Source organism: Castellaniella denitrificans (genome assembly GCF_042653765.1).
Lineage (GTDB): Bacteria > Pseudomonadota > Gammaproteobacteria > Burkholderiales > Burkholderiaceae_B > Castellaniella > Castellaniella denitrificans.
On the sequence record NZ_JBHSEZ010000003.1, the window covers coordinates 97,663 to 123,689 of the forward strand.

Annotated in this window: 26 protein-coding genes, 1 tRNA gene and 1 pseudogene; 18 read left to right on the forward strand and 10 right to left on the reverse strand. The window is 68.8% G+C overall.

The window, feature by feature from the left end; translation table 11 throughout:
• Window positions 1–43: 43 nt before the first annotated feature.
• On the reverse strand, window positions 44–1,387 hold the full coding sequence (argG, locus tag ACFO27_RS05950; RefSeq protein ID WP_323025590.1) for an argininosuccinate synthase: 1,344 nt from the start codon (window positions 1,385–1,387) through the stop codon (window positions 44–46).
• A 173-nt stretch (window positions 1,388–1,560) separates the two neighbouring features.
• On the opposite strand from argG, the gene ACFO27_RS05955 reads away from it, so the two are divergent.
• From ACFO27_RS05955 to ACFO27_RS05965, 3 genes are all read left to right on the forward strand, one after another.
• Window positions 1,561–1,636, forward strand: a tRNA-Ala gene (locus ACFO27_RS05955).
• A gap of 315 nt (window positions 1,637–1,951) precedes the next feature.
• Complete coding sequence (locus ACFO27_RS05960; protein ID WP_376816506.1) at window positions 1,952–2,404, forward strand: MarR family winged helix-turn-helix transcriptional regulator; 453 nt, start codon at window positions 1,952–1,954, stop codon at window positions 2,402–2,404.
• 74 nt (window positions 2,405–2,478) lie between these two features.
• Window positions 2,479–3,705 (forward strand): MFS transporter, encoded by a 1,227-nt coding sequence (locus ACFO27_RS05965; RefSeq protein WP_376816507.1) that lies wholly within the window; start codon window positions 2,479–2,481, stop codon window positions 3,703–3,705.
• Between the two features lie 63 nt (window positions 3,706–3,768).
• Here ACFO27_RS05965 and ACFO27_RS05970 read toward each other — a convergent pair whose 3' ends face one another.
• A complete protein-coding gene (locus tag ACFO27_RS05970) occupies window positions 3,769–5,004 on the reverse strand; it encodes an HD-GYP domain-containing protein (protein ID WP_376816508.1) in 1,236 nt (411 codons plus the stop codon).
• Between ACFO27_RS05970 and ACFO27_RS05975 the strand changes: the two genes are divergently transcribed.
• The 3 genes from ACFO27_RS05975 (at window position 5,003) to ACFO27_RS05985 (ending at window position 8,618) form a co-directional block, all read left to right on the forward strand.
• Window positions 5,003–5,155 (forward strand): hypothetical protein, encoded by a 153-nt coding sequence (locus tag ACFO27_RS05975; protein ID WP_376816509.1) that lies wholly within the window; start codon window positions 5,003–5,005, stop codon window positions 5,153–5,155. The genes ACFO27_RS05970 and ACFO27_RS05975 overlap by 2 nt on opposite strands.
• A 140-nt stretch (window positions 5,156–5,295) precedes the next feature.
• A complete protein-coding gene (locus ACFO27_RS16530) occupies window positions 5,296–7,338 on the forward strand; it encodes a methyl-accepting chemotaxis protein (protein ID WP_415830973.1) in 2,043 nt (680 codons plus the stop codon).
• 299 nt (window positions 7,339–7,637) lie between these two features.
• The gene (locus tag ACFO27_RS05985) at window positions 7,638–8,618 is read left to right on the forward strand and encodes a PIG-L family deacetylase (protein ID WP_376816510.1); all 981 of its coding nucleotides are present in this window, start codon (window positions 7,638–7,640) and stop codon (window positions 8,616–8,618) included.
• 7 nt (window positions 8,619–8,625) lie between these two features.
• Here the strand turns inward: ACFO27_RS05985 and trmD are convergent, their stop codons facing one another.
• The 7 genes from trmD to ACFO27_RS06020 all read right to left on the reverse strand — a co-directional run bounded on the left by trmD (window position 8,626) and on the right by ACFO27_RS06020 (window position 14,879).
• Window positions 8,626–9,420: a tRNA (guanosine(37)-N1)-methyltransferase TrmD gene (trmD, locus tag ACFO27_RS05990; protein WP_376816511.1), complete on the reverse strand. Its 795-nt coding sequence runs from the start codon at window positions 9,418–9,420 to the stop codon at window positions 8,626–8,628.
• A gap of 126 nt (window positions 9,421–9,546) precedes the next feature.
• Complete coding sequence (rimM, locus tag ACFO27_RS05995) at window positions 9,547–10,170, reverse strand: ribosome maturation factor RimM (protein WP_376816512.1); 624 nt, start codon at window positions 10,168–10,170, stop codon at window positions 9,547–9,549.
• 21 nt (window positions 10,171–10,191) lie between these two features.
• Window positions 10,192–10,452: a 30S ribosomal protein S16 gene (gene rpsP, locus ACFO27_RS06000; protein ID WP_043683076.1), complete on the reverse strand. Its 261-nt coding sequence runs from the start codon at window positions 10,450–10,452 to the stop codon at window positions 10,192–10,194.
• 117 nt (window positions 10,453–10,569) lie between these two features.
• Window positions 10,570–10,815, reverse strand: a complete 246-nt coding sequence (locus tag ACFO27_RS06005) for a sulfurtransferase TusA family protein (RefSeq protein ID WP_376816513.1) — start codon at window positions 10,813–10,815, stop codon at window positions 10,570–10,572.
• Window positions 10,812–13,436, reverse strand: a complete 2,625-nt coding sequence (gene alaS, locus ACFO27_RS06010) for an alanine--tRNA ligase (protein WP_376816514.1) — start codon at window positions 13,434–13,436, stop codon at window positions 10,812–10,814. The genes ACFO27_RS06005 and alaS overlap by 4 nt, the downstream gene beginning before the upstream one ends.
• 172 nt (window positions 13,437–13,608) lie before the next feature.
• A complete protein-coding gene (locus ACFO27_RS06015; protein ID WP_376816515.1) occupies window positions 13,609–14,019 on the reverse strand; it encodes a hemerythrin domain-containing protein in 411 nt (136 codons plus the stop codon).
• Window positions 14,020–14,126: 107 nt separating this feature from the next.
• On the reverse strand, window positions 14,127–14,879 hold the full coding sequence (locus ACFO27_RS06020) for an RNA polymerase sigma factor FliA (protein WP_376816516.1): 753 nt from the start codon (window positions 14,877–14,879) through the stop codon (window positions 14,127–14,129).
• A gap of 266 nt (window positions 14,880–15,145) precedes the next feature.
• On the opposite strand from ACFO27_RS06020, the gene ACFO27_RS06025 reads away from it, so the two are divergent.
• From ACFO27_RS06025 to ACFO27_RS06050, 6 genes are all read left to right on the forward strand, one after another.
• Window positions 15,146–15,556 carry a flagellar protein FlaG gene (locus tag ACFO27_RS06025; protein ID WP_376816517.1) on the forward strand — a complete coding sequence of 137 codons (411 nt, stop codon included), beginning with the start codon at window positions 15,146–15,148 and terminating at the stop codon, window positions 15,554–15,556.
• 86 nt (window positions 15,557–15,642) lie between these two features.
• A complete protein-coding gene (gene fliD, locus ACFO27_RS06030; protein WP_376816518.1) occupies window positions 15,643–17,019 on the forward strand; it encodes a flagellar filament capping protein FliD in 1,377 nt (458 codons plus the stop codon).
• Between the two features lie 6 nt (window positions 17,020–17,025).
• Window positions 17,026–17,457, forward strand: a complete 432-nt coding sequence (fliS, locus tag ACFO27_RS06035; RefSeq protein WP_376816519.1) for a flagellar export chaperone FliS — start codon at window positions 17,026–17,028, stop codon at window positions 17,455–17,457.
• 20 nt (window positions 17,458–17,477) lie between these two features.
• Window positions 17,478–17,807 (forward strand): flagellar protein FliT, encoded by a 330-nt coding sequence (locus tag ACFO27_RS06040; RefSeq protein WP_323025657.1) that lies wholly within the window; start codon window positions 17,478–17,480, stop codon window positions 17,805–17,807.
• 33 nt (window positions 17,808–17,840) lie between these two features.
• Window positions 17,841–19,106, forward strand: a complete 1,266-nt coding sequence (fliK, locus tag ACFO27_RS06045) for a flagellar hook-length control protein FliK (RefSeq protein ID WP_376816520.1) — start codon at window positions 17,841–17,843, stop codon at window positions 19,104–19,106.
• Window positions 19,087–19,458: an EscU/YscU/HrcU family type III secretion system export apparatus switch protein gene (locus tag ACFO27_RS06050; protein ID WP_376816521.1), complete on the forward strand. Its 372-nt coding sequence runs from the start codon at window positions 19,087–19,089 to the stop codon at window positions 19,456–19,458. Before fliK ends, ACFO27_RS06050 begins: the two co-directional genes overlap by 20 nt.
• 108 nt (window positions 19,459–19,566) lie before the next feature.
• On the opposite strand, the gene fliE is transcribed toward ACFO27_RS06050, so the two are convergent.
• Window positions 19,567–19,896 carry a flagellar hook-basal body complex protein FliE gene (gene fliE / locus ACFO27_RS06055; RefSeq protein ID WP_323025656.1) on the reverse strand — a complete coding sequence of 110 codons (330 nt, stop codon included), beginning with the start codon at window positions 19,894–19,896 and terminating at the stop codon, window positions 19,567–19,569.
• Between the two features lie 335 nt (window positions 19,897–20,231).
• Between fliE and fliF the strand changes: the two genes are divergently transcribed.
• From fliF to ACFO27_RS06085, 6 genes and pseudogenes are all read left to right on the forward strand, one after another.
• Window positions 20,232–21,929, forward strand: coding sequence for a flagellar basal-body MS-ring/collar protein FliF (fliF, locus tag ACFO27_RS06060; protein WP_376816522.1), 1,698 nt, complete (start codon window positions 20,232–20,234; stop codon window positions 21,927–21,929).
• Window positions 21,916–22,917, forward strand: a complete 1,002-nt coding sequence (gene fliG, locus ACFO27_RS06065; RefSeq protein WP_376816523.1) for a flagellar motor switch protein FliG — start codon at window positions 21,916–21,918, stop codon at window positions 22,915–22,917. Before fliF ends, fliG begins: the two co-directional genes overlap by 14 nt.
• Window positions 22,910–23,683 carry a flagellar assembly protein FliH gene (fliH, locus tag ACFO27_RS06070; RefSeq protein WP_376816524.1) on the forward strand — a complete coding sequence of 258 codons (774 nt, stop codon included), beginning with the start codon at window positions 22,910–22,912 and terminating at the stop codon, window positions 23,681–23,683. The genes fliG and fliH overlap by 8 nt, the downstream gene beginning before the upstream one ends.
• Window positions 23,680–25,146, forward strand: coding sequence for a flagellar protein export ATPase FliI (gene fliI, locus ACFO27_RS06075; protein WP_376816525.1), 1,467 nt, complete (start codon window positions 23,680–23,682; stop codon window positions 25,144–25,146). The genes fliH and fliI overlap by 4 nt, the downstream gene beginning before the upstream one ends.
• Complete coding sequence (fliJ, locus tag ACFO27_RS06080) at window positions 25,136–25,585, forward strand: flagellar export protein FliJ (RefSeq protein WP_376816526.1); 450 nt, start codon at window positions 25,136–25,138, stop codon at window positions 25,583–25,585. Before fliI ends, fliJ begins: the two co-directional genes overlap by 11 nt.
• Before the next feature lie 19 nt (window positions 25,586–25,604).
• Window positions 25,605–26,027, forward strand: a pseudogene (locus tag ACFO27_RS06085) (hypothetical protein); the annotation flags it as partial.

Sequence of the window (26,027 nt, forward strand, 5' to 3'; positions counted from 1 at the left end):
GTGCCGCGCAGCATGCTGGGAGCGCCCGGCGCCCCCGCCCGGATCACTTCGCCGGCGGATCCTGCTTCAGCTGGGGGATGTCGGACTGGCCGGTCTTGGTCAGCAGCCCCGTCTGGGTGTAGGTGAACAGCTTGGCGCGCGTGTCCACGATGTCCAGGTTGCGCATCGTCAGCTGGCCGATGCGGTCCAGCGGCGAGAACATCGATTCGCCCTTTTCCATCGTCAGGCGGTCGGGGTGATAGGTCAGGTTGGGCGAACGCGTGTCCAGGATAGAATAGTCATTGCCCCGGCGCAGTTCCAGGGCGACCTCGCCGGTGATGGCGCGCGCCACCCAGCGCTGCGCGGTCTCGCGCAGCATGATGGCCTGGGGATCGAACCAGCGGCCCTGGTACAGCAGGCGGCCCAGGCGCAGGCCGTTGATGCGGTACTGCTCGATCGTGTCCTCGTTGTGGATGCCGGTCACCAGGCGCTCGTAGGCGATGTGCAGCAGCGCCATGCCCGGGGCCTCGTAGATGCCGCGGCTCTTGGCCTCGATGATGCGGTTCTCGATCTGGTCGCTCATGCCCAGGCCATGGCGCCCGCCGATGCGGTTGGCCTCCAGCATCAGTTCGACCGGATCGGCGTATTCCACCCCGTTCAGGGCCACCGGCTGGCCCTGCTCGAAGCGCACCGTGACTTCCTCAGCCTTGACCTCGACCTCGGGCTTCCAGAACGCCACGCCCATGATGGGCTGGACGATGCGGATGCCGGAATCGAGATGTTCCAGGTCCTTGGCCTCGTGCGTGGCGCCCAGCATGTTGGAGTCCGTGGAATAGGCCTTTTCCGCCGACATCTTGTAGTCGAAGCCGTTTTCCTGCATGTACTGCGACATCTCGGCGCGGCCGCCGAGTTCATCGATGAACTGCTGGTCCAGCCAGGGCTTGTAGATCTTCAGGTCCGGATTGGTCAGCAGGCCGTAGCGGTAGAAGCGCTCGATGTCGTTGCCCTTGAACGTGCTGCCGTCGCCCCAGATGTGGACGTCGTCCTCGCGCATGGCCGACACCAGCATCGTGCCCGTCACCGCGCGGCCGATGGGCGTGGTGTTGAAGTACGTGACCCCGCCGGTGGAAATGTGGAAGGCGCTGCACTGCAGGGCGGCGATGCCCTCGGCCACCAGTTGCGCGCGGCAGTCCACCAGGCGCGCGCCCTGGGCGCCGTAGCGCAGGGCCTTGCGGGGGATCTCGTCGTAATCCGGCTCGTCGGGCTGCCCCAGGTTCGCCGTGTAGGCGAAAGGCAGCGCGCCCTTGTTCTTCATCCACAGCAGCGCGGCGCTGGTGTCCAGCCCGCCCGAAAAGGCAATGCCGACCTTCTGCCCGATCGGCAGGTTTTCAAGAATGGTTGTGCTCATGGAGGGTCCGGATAAACCTGAGATTGAAATCGATCCGGCATTATATCGTCGCCGCACGGCCCGGCGCCCGGCCAAGGCCGCGCCTTCTTCGCCTGTCACGACGCCCCGATGGAAAAGGCGGGCGGCCCAAGGGCTCGCACCGGTCTTTTTCTGTGCTAGAATGCACGTCTTTCGGGGACGTAGCTCAGCTGGGAGAGCGTCGCGTTCGCAATGCGAAGGTCGGGAGTTCGATCCTCCTCGTCTCCACCAGAAATGCCCAACCGCCTGATTCGTCAGGCGGTTTTTTTTCGGCTCCGCGGCCCAGCCCCGGGCGCCGGCCGTGGAGACGGCTCCATCGGACGGATCCCGGATTCCCCCAGGGAAAGCCGGATCCTCAGCCCAGCATCGGATAGAGAAAAGCCAGCAGTCGTCACGACCGGCTGCCAGGAAGCGCTGTCGTGCGCGGTACGGGCCCTGCGCGGCCAGCAACCCGCTGACCCGCGCCATGCCGGCCCCCTCTTCCGCTTCCGGAGCTTTCCTCCTATAATTTACATAGATAGACTATGTAATTGATCAGGAACCGACATGCAGGAGCACCCGTCCGCGGCCTCTCCGGGGGCCGAGCTGCTGGACCGCATCGTCCGGCTCAACCGCTGGGTGACGCGCCATACGGCCTGGACGCTGCCGCTGGCGCAGGCGCGCGTCCTGTCGTTGATCGACGAACTGGAAACCGCCCGCATCGGCGACCTGGCGCGGGCCGAACGCTGCACCCAGCCCACCATGACCACCCAGGTCCACCGCCTGGAGGCGCAGGGGCTGGTCAGCCGCGCCCCCGACCCGGACGACGCCCGGGCCGCCCGGATTTCCCTGACGGCCCGGGGCCGGCATGCGCTGGCCGAGATCCGCCAGGCCCGCGCCGGCATCGTCGAATCCCTGGTCGACCGGCTGGACGCGGCGGACCGCGCGCGCCTGCGGGACGCCCTGCGGGCGCTGTCGGCGCTGCTGGACGCGGCCTATCGCCAGGCGCCCGGCCGCTGACCGGCCGGGCGCCGATCGATCGCGATCGCACATCGATCGAACCCTTCAATCATCATCGAGGAACCGCATTCATCATGAACCTGCTGCGACAACCGAAAGCCGTGCTGGCGGTGGCGTTCGCCTGTGTCATCGCCTTCATGGGCATCGGGCTGGTCGATCCGATCCTGAAACCCATCGCCGACTCCCTGGGAGCCACGCCTTCGCAGACTTCGCTGCTCTTCACCAGCTACATGGCCGTCATGGGCCTGGCGATGCTGATCACCAGCGCCGTCTCCAGCCGCCTGGGCGTCAAGCCGACCCTGCTGCTCGGGCTGGCGGTCATCATCGTGGGCGCCGGGCTGGCCGGCCTGTCCGATTCGATCCGCGCCATCGTCGGCTACCGCGCCATCTGGGGCCTGGGCAACGCCCTGTTCGTCGCCACCGCGCTGACGGCCATCGTCAGCGCCTCGTCGGGCTCGGTGCGCGACGCCATCATCTTCTACGAAGCGGCGCTGGGCGTCGGCATCGCCGCCGGCCCGCTGATCGGCGGGGTGCTGGGCTCGATCTCGTGGCGCGGACCGTTCTTCGGGGTTTCCGTGCTGATGGCGATCGCGTTCCTGGTCACCCTCTTCCTGCTGCCCGGCGCGGCCGCCCGGCCCAGGCCCAGCTCGCTGCGCGATCCGTTCCGGGCACTGAGACACCCGGGCCTGCTGGGCGTCGCCCTGACCGCCCTGCTCTACAACTTCGGCTTTTTCACCCTGCTCGCCTATACCCCGTTCCCGCTAGACATGACAGCCCAGCAGGTCGGGCTGATCTTCTTCGGCTGGGGCGTGATGCTGGCCTTCGCCTCGGTGATCCTGGCGCCCCGGCTGCAGGGCAGCTTCGGCACGGTCCGCTCGATCCTCATCGCGCTCACGGGTTTCGCCCTGGTGCTGGCGATGATGGCGATCTGGACCGACCACAAGGCGGTGCTGGTGGTCGGCGTGGTCGCGGCCGGCCTGTTCCTCGGGATCAACAACACGCTGGTGACCGAAACCGTGATGAAGGCGGCCCCGGTGGAACGCGGCGTGGCCTCGGCGGCCTACAGCTTCGTGCGCTTCAGCGGCGGCGCGGTCGCACCCTGGCTGGCGGGCTACCTGGGCGAGACCATCGACGACCACGTGCCCTACTGGGTCGGGGCCGCCGCCGTCATGCTGGGCGTCCTGGTGCTGGCCGCGACCCGGCGGCACCTGGGCCACATCGACGAATCGCACACGATCCCCACCGTCCGCGCGGAGGACGACGAGGCGGAAACGCCCGAAACATCCATGGCCCGGGCCTAGAGCGCTCCATCCGGCCATCCGCTCCGTCTCCCCGGTCCGGACGGACTCGCGCCTCGCCGGCCGCTACGGCAAGGGGCGACCCGGCATCCAGTACGCCTCCAGCCCCGTGAGGTTCCAGGCGGCCGGATCCTCCGCCTGCAGGATCCGGTCATCGCATGCCGGATCGCTCAGGTCCAGGCATTCCTCCGGGCATATCCTGCGGGTCTCCAAGCAGAAAAAGGCCTTGACCCGCGGCAGCAGCAGGGAACGGGTATCCGATCCCATCACGACGGCCAGGCGCCGGGACTTCAGGCGCACGAGCGAGCCGATCGGATAGATGCCCACCGTCTTGACGAAGGCCTCGAAGATGGGGCGATCGAAGTGTCCCGTCCAGCTGGCCATGCGGCGCATGGTTTCGGCGGGATTCCAGGGCGCCTTGTAGGCGCGCTCGGAAGTCACGGCATCGTAGACGTCGCACACGGCGCCCATGCGGGCCAGCAGCGGGATGCCGCGCCCGGACAGCCGGTCGGGATAGCCTGTGCCGTCGAATTTCTCATGGTGATGCAAGGCGATGGTCTGGATCGCCTCGTCCGCCCCGCCTTCCCGCAGCATCGTCGCCCCCAGGAACGGATGGCTCTTCATGATGTCGAACTCGGCGTCCGACAGCCGGCCGGGCTTATTCAGAATCTCCAGCGGGATGGCCGCCTTGCCCAGATCGTGCATCAGCCCGCCCAGGCCCGCCTGCCGGGTCAGGACGGCGTCCAACTTCAGCTGGCGGGACAGCGCCAGCATCAGCGCGCAGACCGCCACCGAATGCAGATAGGTGTAGTTGTCGCGCGTCTTGAGCCGGGCCACGCTGAACAGGGCCTGGGGGTGGCGGCCGACCGAGTCGGCGATCTGGCGCACCAGCGGGAGGGTGGCCTCGGGATCGATGGCGCGGCCCATCCGGGCTTCCTCGAACATCCCCATGACCTGGTTGTGCGCGGACAGGCACAGGCTGCGGGCCTGTTCGATTTCTTCTTCCAGGGAAACATGCGCCTCGGGCTCTTCCTGGGGGCCGGAACCAGGGATGGCATCATGCCGGACCAGGTCCGCGGGCCGGGCATCCGCCCCCGCGACGGCCGGGTCGGCCGGACCAAGGCCCTTGGCCGTATCGATCCAGAAATTCTGGATGCCGGAGGCCCGGATCGCCTCGAGGTCCTGCATGCGGGTCAGCAGGAAGCTGCCGCGCCAGAAAGGGTGCCGGAACCAGTCGCCCTCCAGTTTGTGGATGTACATCCCGAGCCGCAGCTCGGGCAGGGAAATACGCTCGATCGACATGATTGGCATCCACAAGGCCCGGACGGCCGATCCGCGATCGGAGCCGGTCAGCGCCATTCTTCTGCATGCGACAGCCAAAGTCCATCAGCAGATCCGCCAACTTGTGGCATCAAAGACTCAAATCACCCCCATCTACATCCAAAAACATTGATCTAGATTAAAGACCGCTCAGTCTCCCGGGTTGTCCGGATCGGCGCAATGTTTCTCCACGGGCCCAACTTTACAATTGCTCAACAATTGAGCCATCGTCGGCGCCCCCTCCCGGAGCGCCGTACCGACCGGAACGCCCACATGAAACAAAGCTCCCTCGACGCCGCCTTGAACCGGCTCCGCCTCTGGCAGAAATTCGCCGTGCTGGCGCTCTTCGGCGTGGTGCTGGTCGCCGCGCCCTTCATCCTGTACGTGCACGAATCCGGCAAGACCATCCAGGCGACCCGGCAGGAATCGAGCGGCCTGCGGCCGATGCGCCTGCTGATGAAAACCCTGCAGCTGGCACAGCAGCACCGCGGCCTGGCGATGATCACGCTCAACGGCGACGCGTCCGCCGAAGCCCGGCGCACCGCCCTGCAGGGCGAAACCGATCAGGCCTTCGAGGCGCTGGACGCCGCGCTGCGCCAGGATGTCCTGGCCCCGGCGCTGCTGTCCGCCTGGCAGGAAGTCCGCCAGGGCTGGACTTCGCTCGAAGCCCAGGTGGCCCGGAAAAGCCTCGCACCCGCCGACAGCTTCCAGGCCCACGTCGAGCTGATCGCCCGCCTGTTGCGGGTGAAATCCCTGCTGCTGCAGCACTACGGGCTGAGCTTCGACCCGCAGGCGCAGGGCTACTACCTGGTCGACATGGCGCTGAACCAGGTGCCCATGCTGACCGAGCTGTTCGGCCAGACACGCGCCCAGGGCTCGGGCCTGCTGACGCGCCATGAAGCGTCCGACGCCGAACGGCTGCGGATCATGGTGCTGATCAACCGCGCCGAGGAACACTACATCAGCCTGAATGACACGCTGGAAAGCGCCATCCGGCAGTACCCCGAACTCGGCGCCGGCCTGGCCGAGCCGGGCCGGACGGCGCTCCAGGAAGCCCGCCAGGCCATCGAACTGGCCCAGAAGGAAATCATCCAGGCGCAGGCCCTGCGGTTCCCGGCCGCCGATTTCTTCGCCCGCTACACGCAGGCCATCGACGCCCAGTACCAGTTGAACCAGATCGCCCTGACGCAACTGGAATCCGTGCTGAACGACCGCGCCGACAGCCTGTCCCGCACCCGCACCCTGCTCGGCGGCGGCATCGTACTGCTCAGCCTGCTGGCCGCCCTGGCTAATTTCCTCATCACCCGGGCGCTGCTGCGCCAGCTGGGCGGCGAGCCCGCCTACGCCACGGCCATCCTGAACCGGATCGCCACCGGCGACCTGGCGGTCCCCATCGAACTGAAGGCCCAGGACAGCACCAGCCTGCTGTTCGCCCTGCGGGACATGCGCGACCGCCTGGCCGAAATCGTCAGCAAGGTCCGCGCCGGCGCGGATTCCATCGCCTCGGCCTCGAGCCAGATCACCGCCGGCAACCTGGACCTGTCCTCGCGCACGGAAGAACAGGCCAGCTCCCTGGCCGAGACCGCCGCCACGATGGAGGAAATCACCGCCACCGTGCGCCAGAACGCCGACAACGCCCAGCAGGCCAACACCCTGGCCGCCTCGGCGGGCCGGACGGCCACCGATGGCGGCTCCGCCGTCGCCGAGCTCGTCTCCACCATGAGCGAAATCGACGCCAGGGGGCAGCAGGTCGCCGACATCATCGGCGTCATCGACTCCATCGCCTTCCAGACCAACATCCTCGCCCTGAACGCCGCGGTCGAGGCAGCCCGCGCCGGCGAGCAGGGCCGCGGCTTCGCCGTGGTGGCCTCCGAGGTCCGGGCGCTCGCCCAGCGCTCGGCCGGCGCGGCCAAGGAGATCAAGAGCCTGATCGACACCTCGGTCGAGTCCACCGCCAAGGGCAACGAGCAGGCCGCGCGCGCCGGCGCCACGATGCGGGACATCGTCGACGGCATCAACCGCGTCACCGACATCATGGGCGAGATCAGCGCGGCCAGCCGCGAGCAGACCACCGGCATCGAGGAGATCAATCTGGCGGTCACGCAGATGGACGACGTCACCCGGCAGAACGCCAGCCTGGTGGAAGAGTCGGCCGCCGCGGCGGCCAGCCTGCAGGAACAGGCCGACACCCTGGTCGACCTGGTGGCGTTCTTCCGCCTCGACGCATCGGCCCGCCAGGACGCGCCGGAATACCCGGACAGCCCGCGCGCACGGCGCCATTCCCAGCCGCCCCGGCTGCTGACCGCCCGCTCCTGATCCCGCCCTCCGGGCGCGCCGCCCGTGTGTCGAACGCGCGACACACGGGCGGCGGCGTTCGTCCCCCTCTGCTTAAAGCCTTAACTTCCGGACCGGCATTCCGTAAAATTTCTTGTCCGCCGCCAGGGCCTGGGCGGCCTGGCCGTGCCGGCCCGCATCGTCGTCCCGGCCCATTCACGCCGGCGCCGACGCCGCCGGCAACGCTGGATCCCCTTCACCCGACGGCCCCACACATCATGCCCTACCCTCCATCGGCGCCTAGCTCCCGGAAACATCGTGCGGGCCGCGGGCTCCTGCCCGTGCTGCTCCTGCCGCTCCTCCTGGCCCTGATGCCTCCTCCAGCGGCCCGGGCGGCCCTGCCGACGATCACGCCGGCCGCCCCGAGAGCCACCGTGCAGGCCGCCGCGCAAGCGCCCACGGACTGCGCGGCCGGCAAGGTGCTGAGCTTCGTCGCCCACCCCGACGACGACCTGCTGTTCATGAATCCCGACCAGGATGACGCGATCCGCCAGGGCCGCTGCGTGCGCACGGTCTACCTGACGGCCGGCGACCGGGGCGAGGGCCTGGGCTACACCCTGGCGCGCGAGCGCGGCATCATGGCCGCCTACGCCGACATGGCCGGCGCGGCGGACGCCTGGAACACGGACGGCCTGACGGTCGGCCAGCACACCCTGGTGCGCCACACCCTGCGCGCCAACCCGCGCATCCAGCTCATCATGCTGCGCTTGCCCGATCCCTGGCTGGGCGCCGGCTGGGGCAGCCTGACGCCCCTGAGCCGGCTGGAATCCGTGCCCCATGCCCGCGTGCGATCCTACGCCCCCTACCCGGACACCTACACGCGCGGGGAACTGGTCCGCCTGCTGGCCGACCTGATCCGCCAGGAACGCCCCCAGGCCGTCCGCCTGATGGACCCCTCGATCACGATTCCCTACCGGTCGCTGTGCTGGCGCTGCGCCGGGCACGACCATCCCGACCACATCGCTGGAGCCCGGCTGGTCGATGCCGCCCTGGCGCTCGCCCCGGGCCCGTATTCCCGCACGGCCTACCTGAACTACCCCAGCCAGGAGCTCCAGGCCAATCTGGATGCGGCCCAGACGGCCCGCAAGACGGAAATCTACCTACGCTACGCGGAGGACGACCCGCTGTCCTGCCCGCCCGGCGCCGATTGCTCGGCGCCCAGGGGCCCCGAGGCCGCCTGGGTCGGGCGGCAATACTATGCCCGGTCCGCCGCCCAGCCGCTGCAGGCCCGGGCGCCGCAGGCGAAACCCCGGGAACGATGAACGCCCGTCAGGCGTCGGCGGGCTTCGCCGGCCGATCCGCCTGTTCCAGCGCACGCTCGTCGCGCGCGTCCAGGTCGCCCGCGGAGCGGGCGCGGTCGATCAGGTCGGGACGGCGTGCCGCCGTCAGCGCCAGGGACCGGTCCCGCCGCCAGGCGACGATGCGGGCATGGTGGCCGGACAGCAGGGGTTCGGGCACGGCGTCGCCGCGCCAGACTTCGGGCCGCGTGTAGTGCGGGCTGTCCAGCAGGCCGCTCAGGGCGGGGTTGAAGGAATCCTGCACGGCGGATTCGGCATCGTGCAGCACGCCCGGCAACAGGCGCACCACGCTGTCCATCAGGACCATGGCTCCCAGTTCCCCGCCCGACAGCACGAAATCCCCCAGCGACACTTCCTCGTCCACGTAGCGGTCGATGAAACGCTGGTCGATGCCCTCGTAGCGGCCGCAGATCAGGATGGCGCCCGTACCGTCCGCCCAGCGCTGGGCGCCGGCCTGGTCATGCGTCCGGCCGGCCGGCGACAGCAGCACGACGGGCGCCGGCGCGCCCGGGGGGTCGGCGCCGTCCCGCAAGCGGGCGGCACGCACCGCCTCGACCGCCAGGGCCAGGGGTTCGGCCAGCATCACCATGCCCGGACCGCCGCCGTAGGGGCGGTCGTCCACCGTGCGATGCACGTCGGTCGTGAAATCGCGCGGGTTCCAGGTCCGCAGGGACCAGATGCCCCGGGCATGCGCGCGGCCGCTGACGCCCTGGTCGCGCACGGCGGCGAACATCTCGGGAAACAGCGTGATCAGATCAAATCGCATGGATGAGGCGGGGCACAGGCCGGACCCTGCGGGCTGGGCCGCGCCCGACGAATCCGGGCCGCTTGCAAGCGGCGAGGTGGACAAGCGACGTGGCATGGCGCGTCCAATTGTTCGAAGGCTTCAGATTCAGAAATCGGCCGGCCAGTCGCTGTCGATACGGCGGGCCTGGATATCGACGTGCTGCACGTGCGCCGCCACGAAAGGCACCAGGACGTGGCGCGGCCGGCCCCGCGCATCGGCCAGAGGCTGGAAGACGCCCCGGGCGTCCGGCGCTCCCAGGGCCACCTGCAGCACGGCATGGGCGCCATTGTCCAGCACCTGGTCGACACGCCCCAGCAGCCGGGGGCCATCGTCGCCCATGCCGTGGAAATCACAGCCGATCAGGTCGACCCAATAATATTCGTCATCGGCCGCCGAAGGAAACGCGGCCCGGGGCACCCAGACGGTATGCCCCCGCAGCGCTTCGGCCGCGTCGCGATCGGCGACCCCGTCGGCCTGGGCCACCAGGAACTGCCCCGCCTGGCGGCGGCAGGCGCGGATCTTCAGGCCGCGCGGACGCGCCGAGGCACCCGTTCCCAGCGCGGGATCGGGCGCCTTGAGCCACCAGACCGGGGCGCCCAGCAGGGCGTCCGCCTGGGGCGAATACGGCTGGATCTTCAGCCCGCCGCGCACGCCGTGGGCCGCGGCCACCCGGCCGACCTCGACCAGATCGTCCGGCGGCGCGGCATCCAGGAATGCGGAATCGGCCATCGCCGGCACGACGGACCGCGATCAGGCGGCGGACGCGACCTTGGCGGAATATTCCTTCACCAGGCGGGCGGCCGTGTCGGACAGCTGGGCGCCCTGATCCACCCAGTGCTGGACGCGATCCAGGGCCAGGCGCAGGTTTTCCTGACCTTCACCGGCGAGGGGGTTGTAGAAACCCACGCGTTCGATGAAACGGCCATCGCGGCGATTACGCGAATCGGCAGCAACGACATTGTAGAAGGGACGCTTCTTCGAGCCGCCGCGGGCCAGACGAATCACAACCATTGATAATCCTTTGAAAATGCTGTGAAAAACGCAAAATTTTAGCATCACACAGGCCGTGTCCGCAATGGATGCGGACGAACGGCCTGCGAATGCCGTGAAAAACAACACATCCAAGCCTCAGCGGCGCTGGACGTAATGCACCTGGACGCCGTCGTCGCGCGCCCGCTGCGCCAGCAGCGCGTTGCCGGTCTGCTGGCAGAACGCCTGGAAATCCCGGCCCGCATGCGGATCGGTGGTCAGCACGGCCAGCACCTGGCCGCTTTCCAGGCGGGCCAGGGCTTTCTTGGTGCGCAGGATCGGCAGGGGGCAGTTCAGCCCCCGGGCGTCGATCTCCTCGTCCGCCCGCGGCAATGGCTGCGTCACGACGCTTCCAGCCGCGCCGCCAGCCAGGCCCGCACGCCGGCCAGGGCGCCGTCCAGCGACGCCACGTCGGAGCCGCCGCCCATCGCCATGTCCGGGCGGCCGCCGCCTTTGCCGCCCACCTGGGCGGCCACGGAGCCCACCAGATCGCCGGCCTTGACGCGCGCCGTCAGTTCGGGACTGACGCCGCCCACCAGGCTGATCTTGTCGTCGGCCACGGCGGCCAGCAGGATCACCGCGCCGGGCAGTTTCGACTTGAGCTGGTCGACCATGCCGCGCAGCGCCTTGGGGTCCACGCCCGCCAGCCGCGCGGCCAGCAGCTTCACCCCGGCGACGTCCACGGCCTGGCCGGCCAGGTCGGAACCGGCGGCGGCGGCCAGCTTGTCCTGCAGGCGTTCCAGCTCGCGCTCGATCTGGCGCGTCTGCTGCTGCAGGGCCTGGATGCGGTCCGGCACCTCGGCGGGCTGGGTCTTGAGCAGCCCGGCCGCCTGGTCCAGCGTGCCGCGGGTCTGCTGCACCCAGGCCAGGGTGTTGCGTCCGGTGATGGCCTCGACCCGGCGGATGCCGGCGGCCACGCCGCCTTCGGACACGATCTTGAACAGGCCGATGTCGCCCGTGCGCGCCACGTGGGTGCCGCCGCACAGTTCGCGCGAGAAGCCGATGTCCAGCACCCGCACCACGTCGCCGTATTTTTCGCCGAACAGGGCCATCGCCCCGCCGGCCACGGCCTCGTCGTAGGCCATGTGTTGCGCCCGCACCGCCTGGTTGGCCAGGATTTCATCGTTGACGATGACCTCCACCTGGGCGATCTGCTCGGCCGTCATGGGCGCGTCGTGCGCGAAATCGAAGCGGGTCTTGTCCGGATCGACCAGCGAGCCGCGCTGCTGGACGTGCTCGCCCAGCACCTGGCGCAGCGCCTTGTGCATCAGGTGGGTGGCCGAATGGTTGCGCATCGTGTCGGCGCGGCGCTGGCCGTCCACCTGGGTCCGCACCACGTCGCCCACCGCCAGCGTACCCTCGGCCAGCCGGCCATGATGGCCGAAGACCGTGCTCTGGATCTTCTGTGTATCGGCGACCTGGAAGCGGGCCGCCGCGTTGCGGATCAGGCCCGTGTCGCCCACCTGACCGCCCGACTCGGCATAGAAGGGCGTGGCGTCCAGCACGACCACGGCCTCCTGCCCCTGGGCGATCGAGGCGACCGAGGTGCCATCCACGTACAGGGCCGTCACCGTGCCCTCGCCCTCGAGATGCTCGTAGCCGTCGAAACGGGTGTCCACACCGTCGTAGACCAGATCGGCGGCCGCCTTGAACTTGCCGGCGGCGCGCGCCTGCTCGCGCTGGTGCGCCATGGCCTGCTCGAAGCCGTCCAGGTCGACGGGGATGGAGCGCTCGCGGCAGATGTCGGCCGTCAGGTCGACCGGAAAGCCATAGGTGTCGTACAGCGTGAACAGCGTCTGGCCGTCCAGGGCCTGGCCGGCCGGCAGGGCCGCCAGGGCGGATTCCAGGATGCGCATGCCGTTTTCCAGGGTTTCGCCGAAGCGTTCCTCTTCCTGGCGCAGCACCTGCTCGACCCGGGCCTGCTGGGCGGCCAGTTCGGGGTAGGCGCCGCCCATCTGTTCCACCAGATCGGCCACCAGCCGGTGGAAGAACAGGCCCTTCTGGCCCAGCTTGTGCCCATGGCGCAGGGCGCGCCGGATGATGCGGCGCAGCACGTAGCCGCGCCCTTCATTGCCGGGAATCACGCCGTCGACCACCAGGAAGCCGCAGGCGCGGATGTGGTCGGCGATGACCTTCAGGGAGTTGTCGGCCAGGTCCGCGCAGCCGGTCTCGCGCGCGGCGGCGCGGATCAGGCTCTGGAACAGGTCGATCTCGTAATTGGAATGGACGTGCTGCAGCACGGCGGAGATGCGCTCCAGCCCCATGCCGGTGTCGACGCAGGGCTTGGGCAGCGGATGCATCGTGCCCTGGGCGTCGCGCTCGAACTGCATGAACACCAGGTTCCAGATCTCGATATAGCGGTCGCCGTCTTCCTCGGGCGATCCCGGGGGGCCGCCCCAGATCTCCGGGCCGTGGTCGTAGAAGATTTCGGAACAGGGGCCGCAGGGGCCGGTGTCGGCCATCTGCCAGAAGTTGTCCGAGGCGTAGCGCGCCCCCTTGTTGTCGCCGATGCGGATGATGCGCTCGCGGGGCACCCCGATTTCCTGCGCCCAGATGTCGTAGGCCTCGTCGTCTTCCTGGTAGACGGTGACCCACAGCTTTTCCTTGGGCAGGCCGTAGACTTCGGTTAGCAGGGTCCAGGCGTACGCGATGGCGTCGCGCTTGAAATAGTCCCCGAAGCTGAAATTGCCCAGCATTTCGAAGAAAGTATGGTGCCGGGCGGTGTAGCCGACGTTTTCCAGGTCGTTGTGCTTGCCGCCCGCGCGCACGCAGCGCTGCGCGGTGGTCGCCCGGCGATAGGGCCGGGTGTCCTTGCCGGTGAAGACGTCCTTGAACTGGACCATGCCGGCGTTGGTGAACAGCAGCGTCGGGTCGTTGCCCGGCACCAGCGGCGAAGACGCAACGATCTGGTGTCCCTTGGATTCGAAAAAGGACAGGAACTTCTGACGGATCTCGGATGTTTTCATTCGTTTGGCCGCTGGGGGAAACTAGCCGGCCATTATATGCGTTTTGATGCCACGAACGGCGCAACAGCCCGCAGCGGACCACCAGACATCTCTCCGCCTCGCGCCTTGCAAGGCGCTCCGATTCGCCAGGCACGGAACAGTCCGCGGGGACTATTCCGTGCCCAGACTCATCCTACAGCGCCTCGATGGCCGGGTAGAACTCGCGGTTCTCGCGCAGCATCCGGTCATGCACGTTCTTCAGCACCGTATTGGCCTCGGCGCGGAAGTCCTCCGGACTGCGGCTCAGCAGCGTGGCATTGCCCCAGCGGCGGGCGAAATTGATGAAGGCGCTGGCGATGCCCTGCATATCGTTCTGGTAGGACACGCTCATGCGCGCCATGCGGTCGTCGCCGCTTTTTTCCAGCGAGGGATACAGGATGCGGTCCTCGATGGCCAGGTGCTGGGTGACGACCTGGGCCAGGGCCTTCAGCTCGTGGGCGATGTCCACGGCGTGATCGGCGATCCCCTGGTGGGACAGCCGGCGCAGCAGGCTGATGCCGCTGAGGATTTCGACGTGCTGGTGCTTGAAACGATCGATATTCATGATGAGATTCCCTCGCCACTGTGATCCCGGCAGTCTGTGCCGTATAAGATATATATTAAATGAATCTTATCGCGGACGCAAGACGGCGCATGGCCCGAGAGGCCCGCCTACAGGAGATGTTCGTAGTCGTCGGCGTCGGCGTCGGGTTCCCAGGAATGGCTGGACAGCCAAGCCCGGATGCGCGCCACGGCCTGGGACCGGAGCTGGGACACGCGGCCCTCGGTGATTTCCAGGACGGCGGCGATTTCCTTCTGGTTCAGGTCCTGCTCGAACTGCAGCGACAGCAGCAACTGCTCGCGTTCCGGCAGATTGCGGATCGCCTCGATCAGCACCGACCGCAGGCCCTCGCGCATCAGCCAGTCCAGGGGATTGCCGCCCTGCCCCCCCGCCACCGCGTCCAGCACGCCTTCGCCGTCGTGGTCTTCCCGGTGCAGGGCCAGGTCTTCGTACATCAGCACCTGGACGCCGCGCGCTTCTTCGAGCAACGCCTGGTAATCGGCCAGTTCCATGCCCATTTCCTCGGCGATCTCGGCCTCGGTGGCCGGGCGCAGGAGGCGGTGGCGCAGGGTCTGGATGGCGTCCTCGATGCTGCGCGCCTTGGCGCGCACGCTGCGCGGCAGCCAGTCCTGGCTGCGCAGTTCATCCAGCATGGCGCCGCGGATGCGGGTGACCGCATAGGTTTCGAATTGCGCGTCGGCCTGCTGCCGATAGCGCCGCACCGCATCCAGCAGCCCCATCATGCCGGCCTGCATCAGGTCGTCGAGTTCGACGCTGGCCGGCAGCTTGCCGATCAGCGCCAGGGCCTGCCGACGCACGAGCGGCGCATGGCGGGCAATCAGCTGGTCCTCGGAAAGAGGCATCGCGCAATCCGTGAAACACATCATAAAATGCAAGTATGCACCATGAACGCCCCGGATGTTTTCTCAAGCAACGCGGCTTTCCCCCGGGAATTTCCCCCACAGGGAATCCCGCCCGGCCCCCGTCGACCGGGTCCCGGGACATTTCCCCTAAAGTTTTTCCGGATCCCGCCGTTATGCCAGAGTGAAAATCCAGGATCCGCCCGATCCGGGGGGATGAGCCCCGGGCGCTTCCTGACCAGAACAAGCCTATCCGGACAGGAGCGAGCATGATTCACCCCATTGGAAACCAACTGGCACCCTCGAGCCTGGGTCTGGCGGCTCCCGTGTCCGAGCGCCTGCCGGCCCAGCCCGATCCCGCCGCCCAGGTCACGCCCGTCGACGACGCGCAGTCCGGCCGCTTCAACAAGCAGGCCGATTCGCGCGAACTTGGCCTGAAGCAGCCGATCGAGCCGCCGAAGTCCTCACTCGAAAAGGCCCTCGAATCGGTCAACGACAGCCTCAAGGCCTGGTCCACCGGCATGCGCTTCGAGATGGACGAGGACGCCCAGCGCCTGGTCGTCTCGATCATCGACAGCGCGACCGGCGACGTCCTGCGCACCATCCCGTCCGAAGCCGTCCTGCGGGTCGCGAAAATGATCGTCCAGCTCCAGGGCGCCGGGGTGAATACCCAGGCCTGATCCCCGAACAGAAACGAAATCTCACCCCATACATCGCCTTTGCCGCCGCCGAACCGGGGCATAATGGCTGAACGGAGAATCACACCATGGCATCAGTCTCTTCCCTCGGCCTGTCCGGCCTGCCGCTCACGGATCTGCTCGACAAGCTGAAAACCAACGAAAGCCAGATCCTGAACACCATCAAGGATCGCCAGACGGCGGCGGAAACCAAACTCTCCGCCTACAGCAAGCTGAAGGACGCCGTCGCATCCCTCCAGAAGGCCGCCCAGGCCGTCGGCAAGACCGAAGCCTTCGGCGCGATCGCGGTGAAATCCGGCTCGGACGCCTTTTCCGCGACGGCCGACAGCTCGGCCATCCCGGGCCAGTACGCCATCCAGGTCGACAAGCTCGCCTCGGCCCAGACCCTGGTCTACGCCGGACAGGCGGACCGCACCACCGACATCGGCACCGGCGGCACCCTGAAGATCACGATCGACGGCACGGAAAAGTCCATCGACCTGAGCGGCAAGGGCACGTCCCTGAACGACCTGGTGGCCGCCATCAATGCCGACAAGGATATCGGGGTCAATGCCACCATCGTCAACGACGGCACGCCCGGCAGCCAGTACCGCCTGCTGCTGACCAGCCGCGAGACCGGCGAGCAGAATGCCGTCACCAACATCGCGGTCGACGGCAACGCCGACCTGCAAGCCTTCCTGGGCTACTCGGGCGGCGGATCCACCGCGGGTGTCACGGTCCAGGACGCCTCCAACGCAGAACTGACCATCAACGGCATCGCCGTCACCAGCCAGAGCAACACCATCGAAAACGTGATCGACGGCGTCAAGCTGACGCTGAGCCAGACCACGACCAGCGCCGCCAACCTGACCCTGACCCGCGACGACGGCGCCGCCAAGAAGGCCATCGAAGACTTCAAAAACGCCTACAACAGCCTCCTGGGCACGATCAAGACGCTGACGGCCTACAACGTCGACGCCAAGACCTCGTCCGCCCTGACCGGCGATTCGCTCGCCCGCTCGGTACAGACCCGCATGCGCGACGCGGTTTCCGGGGCGTTCGACGCCACCAACGGCACCAACCTGTCGAAGATCGGCATCACGACCGACCCCAAGACCGGCGAACTGAAGATCGACGACGACAAGCTCACCAAGGCCCTGTCCGAAAACCTCGACGGCGTGAAGTCCCTGTTCACCAGCGGCACCGGCATCGGCGGCCGGGTGGATACCGCCGCCGATGCCTTCACCAAGGCCGACGGGATCTTCACCACCACCACCGACGGCCTGAACAAGACCATCGCCGACATCAAGAAACAATACACCGCCGCGTCCGACCGCATCGACCAGCGCATGGAGACCTACCGCGCCCAGTTCACCCAGCTGGACGCCATGGTCAGCCAGATGAACTCGCTCAGCAGCTACCTGTCGCAGCAACTCAGCGCGCTGAGCAGCAGCAAGAGCAAATAACCGGCCATGACCTACGCGCCCCGTTCCCGCTCCGCCCGCGCCACCGGCTCCTATGCCAACATCGGGCTCGAGACCGAAGTGCTCGGCGCCTCGCCCGAGCGCCTGATCTCGCTGCTGTTCCGGGGCGCCCTCAAGGCCATCTCCCAGGCCCGCCATCACCTGCGCAACGGCAACGTCCAGGAACGCGGCAAGGCCCTGTCCAAGGCCATCGACATCGTGGACTCCGGCCTGAAGGCGGGCGTGGACACCGAACGCGGCGGCGAGGTCGCCCGCCTGCTGATCGCGTCCTACGAGCTCATCATCCGCGACCTGATGCAGGCCAACCTGCGCAGCGATGAAGCCAAGCTCGACACGGCCGAGAAAATGCTGATCGACCTGGCCGGCGCCTGGCACACGGCCGTCGACCCTCAATTCGGCGACCCGCCCCCCAGCCACTGACCGGAATCCCGCCATTGAGCATGCCGCACGCCTCCATCCTAGAGCGCTACCAGGAAATCGCCGATTTGTCGGGCCAGATGCTGACCAAGGCCCAGACGCAGGAATGGGACGAACTGGTGGCGCTGGGCGCACGCTACCAGGAAGCGGTCGAGCGGCTGAAAGCGCTGGACCCGCTGGACGACGACCAGAAGAACGCCCGGCGCGAGCTGCTCACCCGCATCCTCGACGACGACGCCCGGATCCGCCAGCTGATCGCCCCTGAACTCGAACGCCTGAGCCACCTGCTGGGCACGTTCAAGCGCCAGCGCACCGTCCTGAAAGCCTACTACAGCACGGTCCGCCCGCACTAGGGTTCGCCCCCCTCATCCAGGAACCACGCCGCCATGAGCATCGGGGCCCCTTCCAACCTCGGCACGCTGCTGATCCAGCGCCTGGACGCCGTGCTGGGCACCACGCTGGGCCAGCAGGCCAACCTCGCCTCCGGCGCGGGTCCCCAGGCCGTTCCCCAGCCGGCCAACCCCGAGAATCCCAGCGCGCTGCAGAATCCGGCCCAGCGCCATCCCCGGGAAGCGGTCGACCAGGCCAGCCAGCAGGGCCGCCAGCAGGCCGCCGTCGGCAAGGCCGTCCGGGACATGAAGCTGGACAACCTGCTGGGCCGCGGCACGACCTTCCACGGCACCACCCAGTCCGCCCCGACCACGCTGGGCTACGCCGCCCGCATCATCCTCGCCCTGCTGAACCAGTTTCCCCAGGACGGCCAGGCCGTGCGCGGGCAATCGCCGCTGCTGCCCAATGCCGGCGGCGCCCCGAGCGCCGGCGGCAACGCGGCCGGCCTGCCGGGCGGCGCGGGCGCGCCGGCATCCGGCGCTCCATCCGCCCAGGCGGGCGGCGTCGCCCAGGCCTGGGCCCAGCTCGCCACTTCGCTGGGGCAGCCCGGCGCCCTGGCCGCGCGCTTCGTCCAGGCCTTGTCGCAATCCGTGCAGACGAGCGGCCTGTTCTACGAATCCCACCTCGCGCAACTGGCCACGGGCAAGACCACGCTCCAGGATCTGCGGCAGGAGCCCCAGGGCCGCATCCCGTCCCGGCAGGCGCCGGCCGGCGGCTCGGCACAGGTCACCCAGCAGGCCGCGCCCGCCTCCGGCGCCCCGGCCACGGCGGGCGGCACCTCGGGTCCGGAAGCCGCGCAGACCCACGCGGCCGCAGGCCAGACCCATGCCGCGCCCGTCCCGGGCATCGACCCCCAGGCCCAGTTGCTGGTCCGCCAGCAGCTCGAAGTCCTGGCCAATCAGGCCTTCGTCTGGCAGGGCGAGGCCTGGCCGGGCGCAGGCATGCAATGGGAAGTCCGCCGCCGCCCGCGGGACGACGAGGGCGGGCGCGACTTCCAGGACGACCATTGGTCCACCCGCCTGAACCTGCGCCTGCCGACCCTGGGAGAAGTCCAGGCGCGCCTGAGCCTGTCCGGAGACCAGCTGGTCATGCGGCTGACGGCACCCCAATCCGCCGACCGGCTGGGCCAGGCCATCGAACCGCTGCGCGCCCGGCTGCTGGCCCAGGGGCTGCAGGCCAGCCAACTGTCCGTCCTGGCCCAGGACGACAGCCCCGACGCCCCTTCGCCGGACACCCGGGAAAATGAAATCGCAGCCTCCTGATCCCCATCGGCCCAGCGCCGTCGCCGTCACCTACGACCCGGCGGATTCCGCGCCCCGGGTCGTGGCCAAGGGCTACGGCACGCTGGCGGACACCATCGTGCGCACCGCGCGCGAACATGGCCTGTACGTGCACGAATCGCCGGAGCTGGTCGGCCTGCTGATGCAGGTGGACCTGGACGCGCACATCCCGCCCAAGCTCTACGTCGCCATCGCGGAACTGCTGGCCTGGCTGTACGCCCTGGATACCGAGGGCGGCGTCGTGCGGCGCGCTCCCGGCGAGGACGCGCCCCCGCCGGCCGCCGGCCCGGCGATGCCCCGGCCGGGCGAAGACCCCGGCCCGCCGGCCTCCTGATCCCGCCGCCACGAAAAGGAAAGGGCTCCGCGAGGAGCCCCGATGCCGTTCGGCGGAATCAGCGTCCGCCCCGCGCGGCTTGCAAGCCGCCCCGGATCCGCCAGGCGATCAGACCGCCATGTTGGCGATTTCCTTGTAGGCGTCCACCAGGCGGTTGCGGACCTGCACCGTCGCCTGGAACGACAGGCCGGCCTTCTGCAGGTCGATCATCACGTTGCTCAGGGAAATGTCCGGATCGCCCATCTCGAAGGCCTTCGCCTGGGCATTGGCGGCATTCTGCGCATGGGACACACGATCCAGGGAGCGGGCCAGCTCGGCGGCAAATCCGCCGCCTTCCGCGGGCGCGGCCGGCGGCGCCGACAGCCCCTGGGATTCGCGCGCCACGGCGCGCATCTGGGCAAGCAGGTTTTCGACGCTGGCGAGGGCCTGGGAGGTCATCATGGCGAATGATTCTGAAAGAAAGGCGGAAACACCGGCCGCCGGGAATACGGCGAGCCGACGATGTACTATACGGCCTGCCCCGGGGCGGCAAGCCCCGCAATAGCGGGGATAAGGCCGGACACTTCCCCGGTTTGCCGCACGGACGCGCGAACCGGGCGGATCATCCTAACTAAGCCCCAAAAACGGGGTTTTTCAGGGCTTGCCGGAATGCCAATCGCCGCCATAATGGCCGCCAACATCCCATTATTCTGCCGTAACAGCATGCACATCATCCAGACCATCGGTTTCTGGCCCGGGCGCGCCCTGGCGGCCTCTTCTGCACCCTCCATCCGATGAATCCCGCAACCGACTGGATGAACCGCAACCCCGCCCTGGCGCGGCTGACGGCCCTGCCCCGGCCGGTGCTGCTGGGCCTGGGCGCCGCGATCCTGGCCCTGCTCGTCGTCGCCGCCCTGTGGATGCGCGAACCCGAATACCGCACGCTGTTCTCGAACGTGGAAGCGCGCGACGGCGGCGCCATCGTCTCCGTCCTCAACCAGCGCAACGTCCCCTACAAGTTCGCCGACAACGGCGCCACCATCCTGGTGCCCGCCGACCAGGTCTACGCGCTGCGCCTGCAACTGGCCGAGCAGGGGCTGCCGCGCGGCGGCAGCGTGGGCTTCGAACTGCTGGACGAGCCGAAATTCGGCGCCAGCCAGTTTTCCGAGCAGATTACCTACCAGCGCGCCCTCGAAGGCGAACTCGCCCGCTCCATCGAGGCCCTGCAGCCGGTCAAGGCCGCCCGCGTGCACCTCGCCATTCCGCGCCAGTCCCTGTTCGTGCGCGAACGCGAGGCCCCCACCGCCTCGGTGCTGCTGACGCTCTACCCGTCCCGCACCCTCAGCGAATCCCAGGTCTCGGCCATCGCCTGGCTGGTGTCCTCCAGCGTGCCCAAGCTCAACGCCGAATCGGTCTCCATCGTCGACCAGGACGGCCACCTGATGTCCTCGCCGGGCGGCGAGGCCGGCATGGACAGCACCCGGCGCAACTTCATCAACGACATCGAGCAGCGCACGGCCCAGCGCATCCTGACCCTGCTCAACCCGATCGTCGGCCCGGGCAACGTGCGCGCCCAGGTCAGCGCCTCCGTGGACTTCTCCCAGCGCGAGCAGACCTCCGAGGTCTACCGCCCCAACGAGACGCCCGGCACGGCCGCCGTCCGCAGCAAGCAGACCAGCGATTCGGCGCAGAACGGCATGCTGCCCCCGGCCGGCGTCCCCGGCGCCCTGTCCAACGAACCCCCGGCCAATGCCACGGCTCCGGTCCAGACGGCGGCCGCCAACCCGCCCGCCCAGGGCGCGCAGGCCCAGGCTCCCGGCGCGCAGCAGGGCGCCGCGGCCCAGGCCGGCGGCCCCACCGCGATCAACGGCGCGCCCGTCGCCACCGCGGCCCGCCAGAGCCAAGGCTCCGTGCGCAACGACGCCACCATCAACTACGAAGTCGACCGCACGGTCAGCCACATCAAGCACGAACTGGGCACGCTGCAGCGCCTGTCCGTGGCCGTGGTGGTCAACTACCGCGACAAGGACGGCGAGCCGGCCCCGCTGGAGTCGACCGAAATGGACGACATCAACGCGCTGGTCAAGCAGGCCATGGGCTATTCCGCCGACCGCGGCGACACTCTCAGCGTGGTCAACAGCGCCTTCACCGACCAGGAACCCAAGTTCAAGCCCTGGGAAAATCCGGAATACCGCGGCCTCGCCCTGCAGGTCCTGAAGGTTCTCCTGATCCTGGCCGTCCTGTTCTTCCTCTGGCGCTCGGTGGTGCGGCCCATCGTCCAGGGTTTCGCCAACGCCCAGGTCGAGCGCGCCAAGAACGAGGCCCACCTGGAAACCATGCGCGAACAGCGCCGCCAGGACGAACTGCGCGCCTCGGAGATGAACCGCTACGAGGAAAACCTGGACACCGCCCGCCAGCTGGCCCAGCGCGATCCGCGCGCCGTCGCCATGGTGCTGCGTTCATGGATGGATCCCAAGAATGCCAAATCCTGACAACGACCTGACCCGCTGCGCCATCCTGATGATGTCCCTCGGCGAGGATGCGGCGGCCGAAGTCTTCAAGTACCTGTCCTCGCGCGAGGTCCAGCAGATCGGCTCGGCCATGGCCAACCTCAAGCAGATCACGCGGGCCGACGTCGACCAGGTCCTGGAGGACTTCCGCCGCGAGGCCGACCAGTTCATGGCCGTGACCCTGGGCTCGGACGACTACATCCGTTCCGTCCTGACCAAGGCGCTGGGCACCGACCGCGCCGCCGGCCTGATCGAGGACATCCTGGAGGCCGGCGAAGGCACGGGCTCGGGCATCGACGCCCTGAACTGGCTGGAACCGGCCAACGTCGCCGAGCTGATCGCCGACGAACACCCGCAGATCATCGCCACCATCCTGGTCCACCTGGAACGCGACCGCGCCTCCGCCATCCTGGCGCTGCTGAACGAACGCCTGCGCAACGACGTGATGATGCGTATCGCCACCTTCGGCGGGGTGCAGCCGTCCGCGCTGCACGAGCTCACCGAAGTGCTCAACGAAGTCCTGTCCGGCCAGGGCGCCAAGCGCTCGAAGATGGGCGGGGTGCGCACCGCCGCCGAGATCCTGAACTTCATGAACACGGCCGAGGAAGAAGCCGTGGTCAGCAGCCTGCGCGAGATCGACGCGGACCTGGCGCAGCGCATCATCGACGAGATGTTCGTGTTCGACAATCTGGTCGACGTCGAGGACGCCGCCATCCAGCTCATCCTGAAGGAAATCGACACCGCCTCGCTGACCATCGCCCTGAAGGGCGCCAGCGAAGAGCTCTGCGCCAAGTTCTTCAAGAACATGTCCAACCGCGCGGCCGAAATCCTGCGCGACGATCTCGAGGCCCAGGGTCCGGTGCGCATGTCGCGCGTCGAAACCGAGCAGAAGGCCATCCTGATGGTGGCGCGCAAGCTCGCCGACGCCGGCCAGATCAACCTGTCGATGGGCAACGACGAGTATGTCTGACAAGTCCGGGCCTTCCATCGATCTGGCGACGCGAGCCCGCTGGCAGCGCTGGGAAATGGAATCCCTGGACGCGCTCAAGCAGCCTCTCGGCCGCCGGGCCAGCGACCGCGATCCGCGCCACCAGGCGGAACTCGCGCGGCGCCGCGTCCAGGCGCTCGCCGAGGCGCGCGAGGAAGGCCTGGCCCAGGGGCGCGCGGACGGCTTCGAACAGGGCCACCGCGAAGGCCATGCCCAAGGCCACGCCCTGGGACTGGCCGAAGGCCATGCCAAGGGCCTGGAACAAGGCCGGGCCGAGGGCCATGCCCAGGGTCACGCCCAAGGACTCGAAGAAGGCGCCGCCCTGGCCCGCGAGCAGGCCGCCCGCCTGGACGGCCTGGCCGGGGCCTGCGCGACCGCGCTGGACCGGATCGAGCAGGAAGTCGGCCAGTCCGTCATCCAGCTGGCCATCCGCATCGCCGAACAGGTGCTGCGCACCCATATCCGCGACTATCCCAACCACATCCTGGACCTGGTCCGCGAAGTCATGCAGGCCCGGCCCGAACAAGGCGCCGCGCTGCGGCTGCGGCTGCACCCCGACGACCTCGAACTGGTGCGGGCGTTCCTGCAGCAGACCCCGGACCCGGCCCGCTACCGCCTGAGCGCCGACGAAGGCATCACGCGCGGCGGCTGCATCGCCGAAACCGCCCTGGGGTCCGTGGACGCCACCCTGGAAACCCGCTGGCGGCGCATCATCGCCGCGCTGGGCCAGACGGACGAGCGGCCATGAACCCGGACGAAACGGCGGCGCGTTCCGCCGGCGCACGCTGGCGGGCGCAGCTCGCAATCTGCGAACAGCGGGTCGCCGCCCGCCAGCCGACCAGCCGGCAGGGTCGCGTCACCCGCGCCACCGGCCTGGTGCTCGAGGCCACCGGCCTGCAGCTGCCGGTCGGCGCCGCCTGCAAGGTCCAGGTCTCGCCCGACCAGGACCGCTGGGCCGACGCCGAAGTCGTCGGCTTTCACGCCGACACCCTCTACCTGATGCCGCAAAGCGACATCACCGGCCTGCCCCCGGGCGCCCGCATCGTGCCCGCCGAGACCCTGCGGCTGGATCCGGTCCCGCTGCCCGATGATCCCGCCGCGCAGACCGAAGCCGCCATCGTCACGGACCAGGTGCGCCACCTGCCGGTCGGCAACGCCTTGCTGGGCCGCGTCCTGGACGGCGCCGGCCGGCCGCTGGACGGCAAGCCCCTGCCCCCCGACCTGGACATGGCGCCCCTGACGGCCCTGCAGATCAATCCGCTCACCCGCGCGCCCGTGGACACCGTGCTGGATGTGGGCGTGCGCGCCATCAACGGCCTGCTGACCGTCGGCCGCGGCCAGCGCATGGGCCTGTTCGCCGGCTCGGGGGTGGGCAAGAGCGTGCTGCTGGGCATGATGGCCCGCTACACCCAGGCCGACGTGATCGTGGTCGGCCTGATCGGCGAACGGGGCCGCGAAGTCAAGGAATTCATCGAGCTGAACCTGGGTGCCGACGGCCTGGCCCGGTCCGTGGTGGTGGCCGCCCCGGCCGACGTCTCGCCCCTGCTGCGCCTGCAGGGCGCGGTCTACGCCACCCGGCTGGCGGAGTTCTTCCGCGACCAGGGCAGGCACGTGCTGCTGATCATGGATTCGCTGACGCGCTACGCCATGGCCCAGCGCGAGATCGCCCTGGCCATCGGCGAGCCGCCGGCGACCAAGGGCTACCCCCCTTCCGTGTTCGCCAAGCTGCCGACCCTGGTGGAGCGCGCGGGCAACGGCGCGCCCCAGGGCGACCGGCCGGCGGGGTCCATCACCGCGTTCTACACCGTGCTGACGGAAGGCGACGACCAGCAGGACCCGATCGCCGACTCGGCGCGCGCCATCCTGGACGGCCACATCGTACTGTCGCGCAGCCTGGCCGAGTCCGGCCATTACCCGGCCATCGACGTCGAGGCCTCGATCTCGCGGGTCATGTCCGCGATCGTGCCCGACAGCCAGTTCCGCCACGTGCACCTGTTCAAGCGCATGATGTCCCGGTACCAGCGCAACCGCGACCTGATCGCCGTCGGCGCCTACACCGCGGGCAACGACCCTGAAATCGACCAGGCCATCGAACGCCACCCCTGGCTGGAAGGCTACCTGCAGCAGGGCATCGACGTCCGGGTGGACTACCCCACCGCGGTGGCCGCGCTGGCCGGCGTACTGGGCCAGGAGACCGGACATGAGCCCTGAAACACCGCTGGACGTGCTGATCAACCTGACCCAGGACAAGCTCGACGAGGCCGGGCGCAACCTGTCCGAACTCAGCGCCCGGCGGCGCGAGGCCCAGGGCCAGCTGAACACCCTGGACGGCTACCGCGCCGACTACACGAAGCGTCTGCAGAACACCACCGAGCAAGGCTTATCGGCCTCGAATTACCATAACTTTAGGCAGTTTATCGCCACATTGGACGAGGCCATTTCCCAGCAAAATATGATCATCGCTCAGATCGACGTGCGCCTCGAGGCCGGACGCAGGCAATGGCACGATGAAAAGCGCCGCCTGAACTCCTACGAGACCCTCAAGGCGCGCCAGGTCCGCCAGTTGCAATACCGCGAACAACGCCGCGAGCAACGCGCCAGCGACGAGATCTCGGCCGGCTTGTACCGGCGCACACGACAGCCGCACTGAATCCGCCCACGCCATGAACATGCCCGTCCTTCCTGTCACCAGTCCCAGCCCGCCGTCCGCGGAAGCTCCGGCGCGCGGCGCGGACGCCGCCGCGACGGACGCGCCGGCCTTCTCGAACGTGCTGTCGCAGCAGCGGGACGGCGCCGCCGCCCGGCCGGCCGAATCCCGCCAGACAGGCAAGACCGGCGACCGGGCCGATGCGGACGCCGCCGAGCGGCGCGAACCCCTCGGGCCGGACGAAACCCTTTCGCTGATCCTGGACAGCGCCGCCCTGCCCCTGATGCAGGCCGCCGTCCCCACCGCCGAGACCCGGCCGGTCCATGCCGCCTCGGCCAGCCGGACCGGCGCCGCCGATCCCCGCGCGGCCCGCCTCCCGGTCGACGTCGAGGGCCGCGCGGCCCTCGGCGCGCGCGACGCCGCCGCCGACGCGCAGGCGGACCAG

What these genes read in the sequence shown, in the direction of transcription:
- argG (WP_323025590.1), bottom strand. Translation starts at nt 1,387, where the DNA reads ATGAGCACAACCATTCTTGAAAACCTGCCGATCGGGCAGAAGGTCGGC.
- ACFO27_RS05960 (WP_376816506.1), top strand. Translation starts at nt 1,952, where the DNA reads ATGCAGGAGCACCCGTCCGCGGCCTCTCCGGGGGCCGAGCTGCTGGAC.
- ACFO27_RS05965 (WP_376816507.1), top strand. Translation starts at nt 2,479, where the DNA reads ATGAACCTGCTGCGACAACCGAAAGCCGTGCTGGCGGTGGCGTTCGCC.
- ACFO27_RS05975 (WP_376816509.1), top strand. Translation starts at nt 5,003, where the DNA reads ATGATTGGCATCCACAAGGCCCGGACGGCCGATCCGCGATCGGAGCCG.
- ACFO27_RS05970 (WP_376816508.1), bottom strand. Translation starts at nt 5,004, where the DNA reads ATGTCGATCGAGCGTATTTCCCTGCCCGAGCTGCGGCTCGGGATGTAC.
- ACFO27_RS16530 (WP_415830973.1), top strand. Translation starts at nt 5,296, where the DNA reads ATGAAACAAAGCTCCCTCGACGCCGCCTTGAACCGGCTCCGCCTCTGG.
- trmD (WP_376816511.1), bottom strand. Translation starts at nt 9,420, where the DNA reads ATGCGATTTGATCTGATCACGCTGTTTCCCGAGATGTTCGCCGCCGTG.
- rimM (WP_376816512.1), bottom strand. Translation starts at nt 10,170, where the DNA reads ATGGCCGATTCCGCATTCCTGGATGCCGCGCCGCCGGACGATCTGGTC.
- rpsP (WP_043683076.1), bottom strand. Translation starts at nt 10,452, where the DNA reads ATGGTTGTGATTCGTCTGGCCCGCGGCGGCTCGAAGAAGCGTCCCTTC.
- alaS (WP_376816514.1), bottom strand. Translation starts at nt 13,436, where the DNA reads ATGAAAACATCCGAGATCCGTCAGAAGTTCCTGTCCTTTTTCGAATCC.
- ACFO27_RS06015 (WP_376816515.1), bottom strand. Translation starts at nt 14,019, where the DNA reads ATGAATATCGATCGTTTCAAGCACCAGCACGTCGAAATCCTCAGCGGC.
- ACFO27_RS06020 (WP_376816516.1), bottom strand. Translation starts at nt 14,879, where the DNA reads ATGCCTCTTTCCGAGGACCAGCTGATTGCCCGCCATGCGCCGCTCGTG.
- ACFO27_RS06025 (WP_376816517.1), top strand. Translation starts at nt 15,146, where the DNA reads ATGATTCACCCCATTGGAAACCAACTGGCACCCTCGAGCCTGGGTCTG.
- fliD (WP_376816518.1), top strand. Translation starts at nt 15,643, where the DNA reads ATGGCATCAGTCTCTTCCCTCGGCCTGTCCGGCCTGCCGCTCACGGAT.
- fliS (WP_376816519.1), top strand. Translation starts at nt 17,026, where the DNA reads ATGACCTACGCGCCCCGTTCCCGCTCCGCCCGCGCCACCGGCTCCTAT.
- ACFO27_RS06040 (WP_323025657.1), top strand. Translation starts at nt 17,478, where the DNA reads ATGCCGCACGCCTCCATCCTAGAGCGCTACCAGGAAATCGCCGATTTG.
- fliK (WP_376816520.1), top strand. Translation starts at nt 17,841, where the DNA reads ATGAGCATCGGGGCCCCTTCCAACCTCGGCACGCTGCTGATCCAGCGC.
- ACFO27_RS06050 (WP_376816521.1), top strand. Translation starts at nt 19,087, where the DNA reads ATGAAATCGCAGCCTCCTGATCCCCATCGGCCCAGCGCCGTCGCCGTC.
- fliE (WP_323025656.1), bottom strand. Translation starts at nt 19,896, where the DNA reads ATGACCTCCCAGGCCCTCGCCAGCGTCGAAAACCTGCTTGCCCAGATG.
- fliF (WP_376816522.1), top strand. Translation starts at nt 20,232, where the DNA reads ATGAATCCCGCAACCGACTGGATGAACCGCAACCCCGCCCTGGCGCGG.
- fliG (WP_376816523.1), top strand. Translation starts at nt 21,916, where the DNA reads ATGCCAAATCCTGACAACGACCTGACCCGCTGCGCCATCCTGATGATG.
- fliH (WP_376816524.1), top strand. Translation starts at nt 22,910, where the DNA reads ATGTCTGACAAGTCCGGGCCTTCCATCGATCTGGCGACGCGAGCCCGC.
- fliI (WP_376816525.1), top strand. Translation starts at nt 23,680, where the DNA reads ATGAACCCGGACGAAACGGCGGCGCGTTCCGCCGGCGCACGCTGGCGG.
- fliJ (WP_376816526.1), top strand. Translation starts at nt 25,136, where the DNA reads ATGAGCCCTGAAACACCGCTGGACGTGCTGATCAACCTGACCCAGGAC.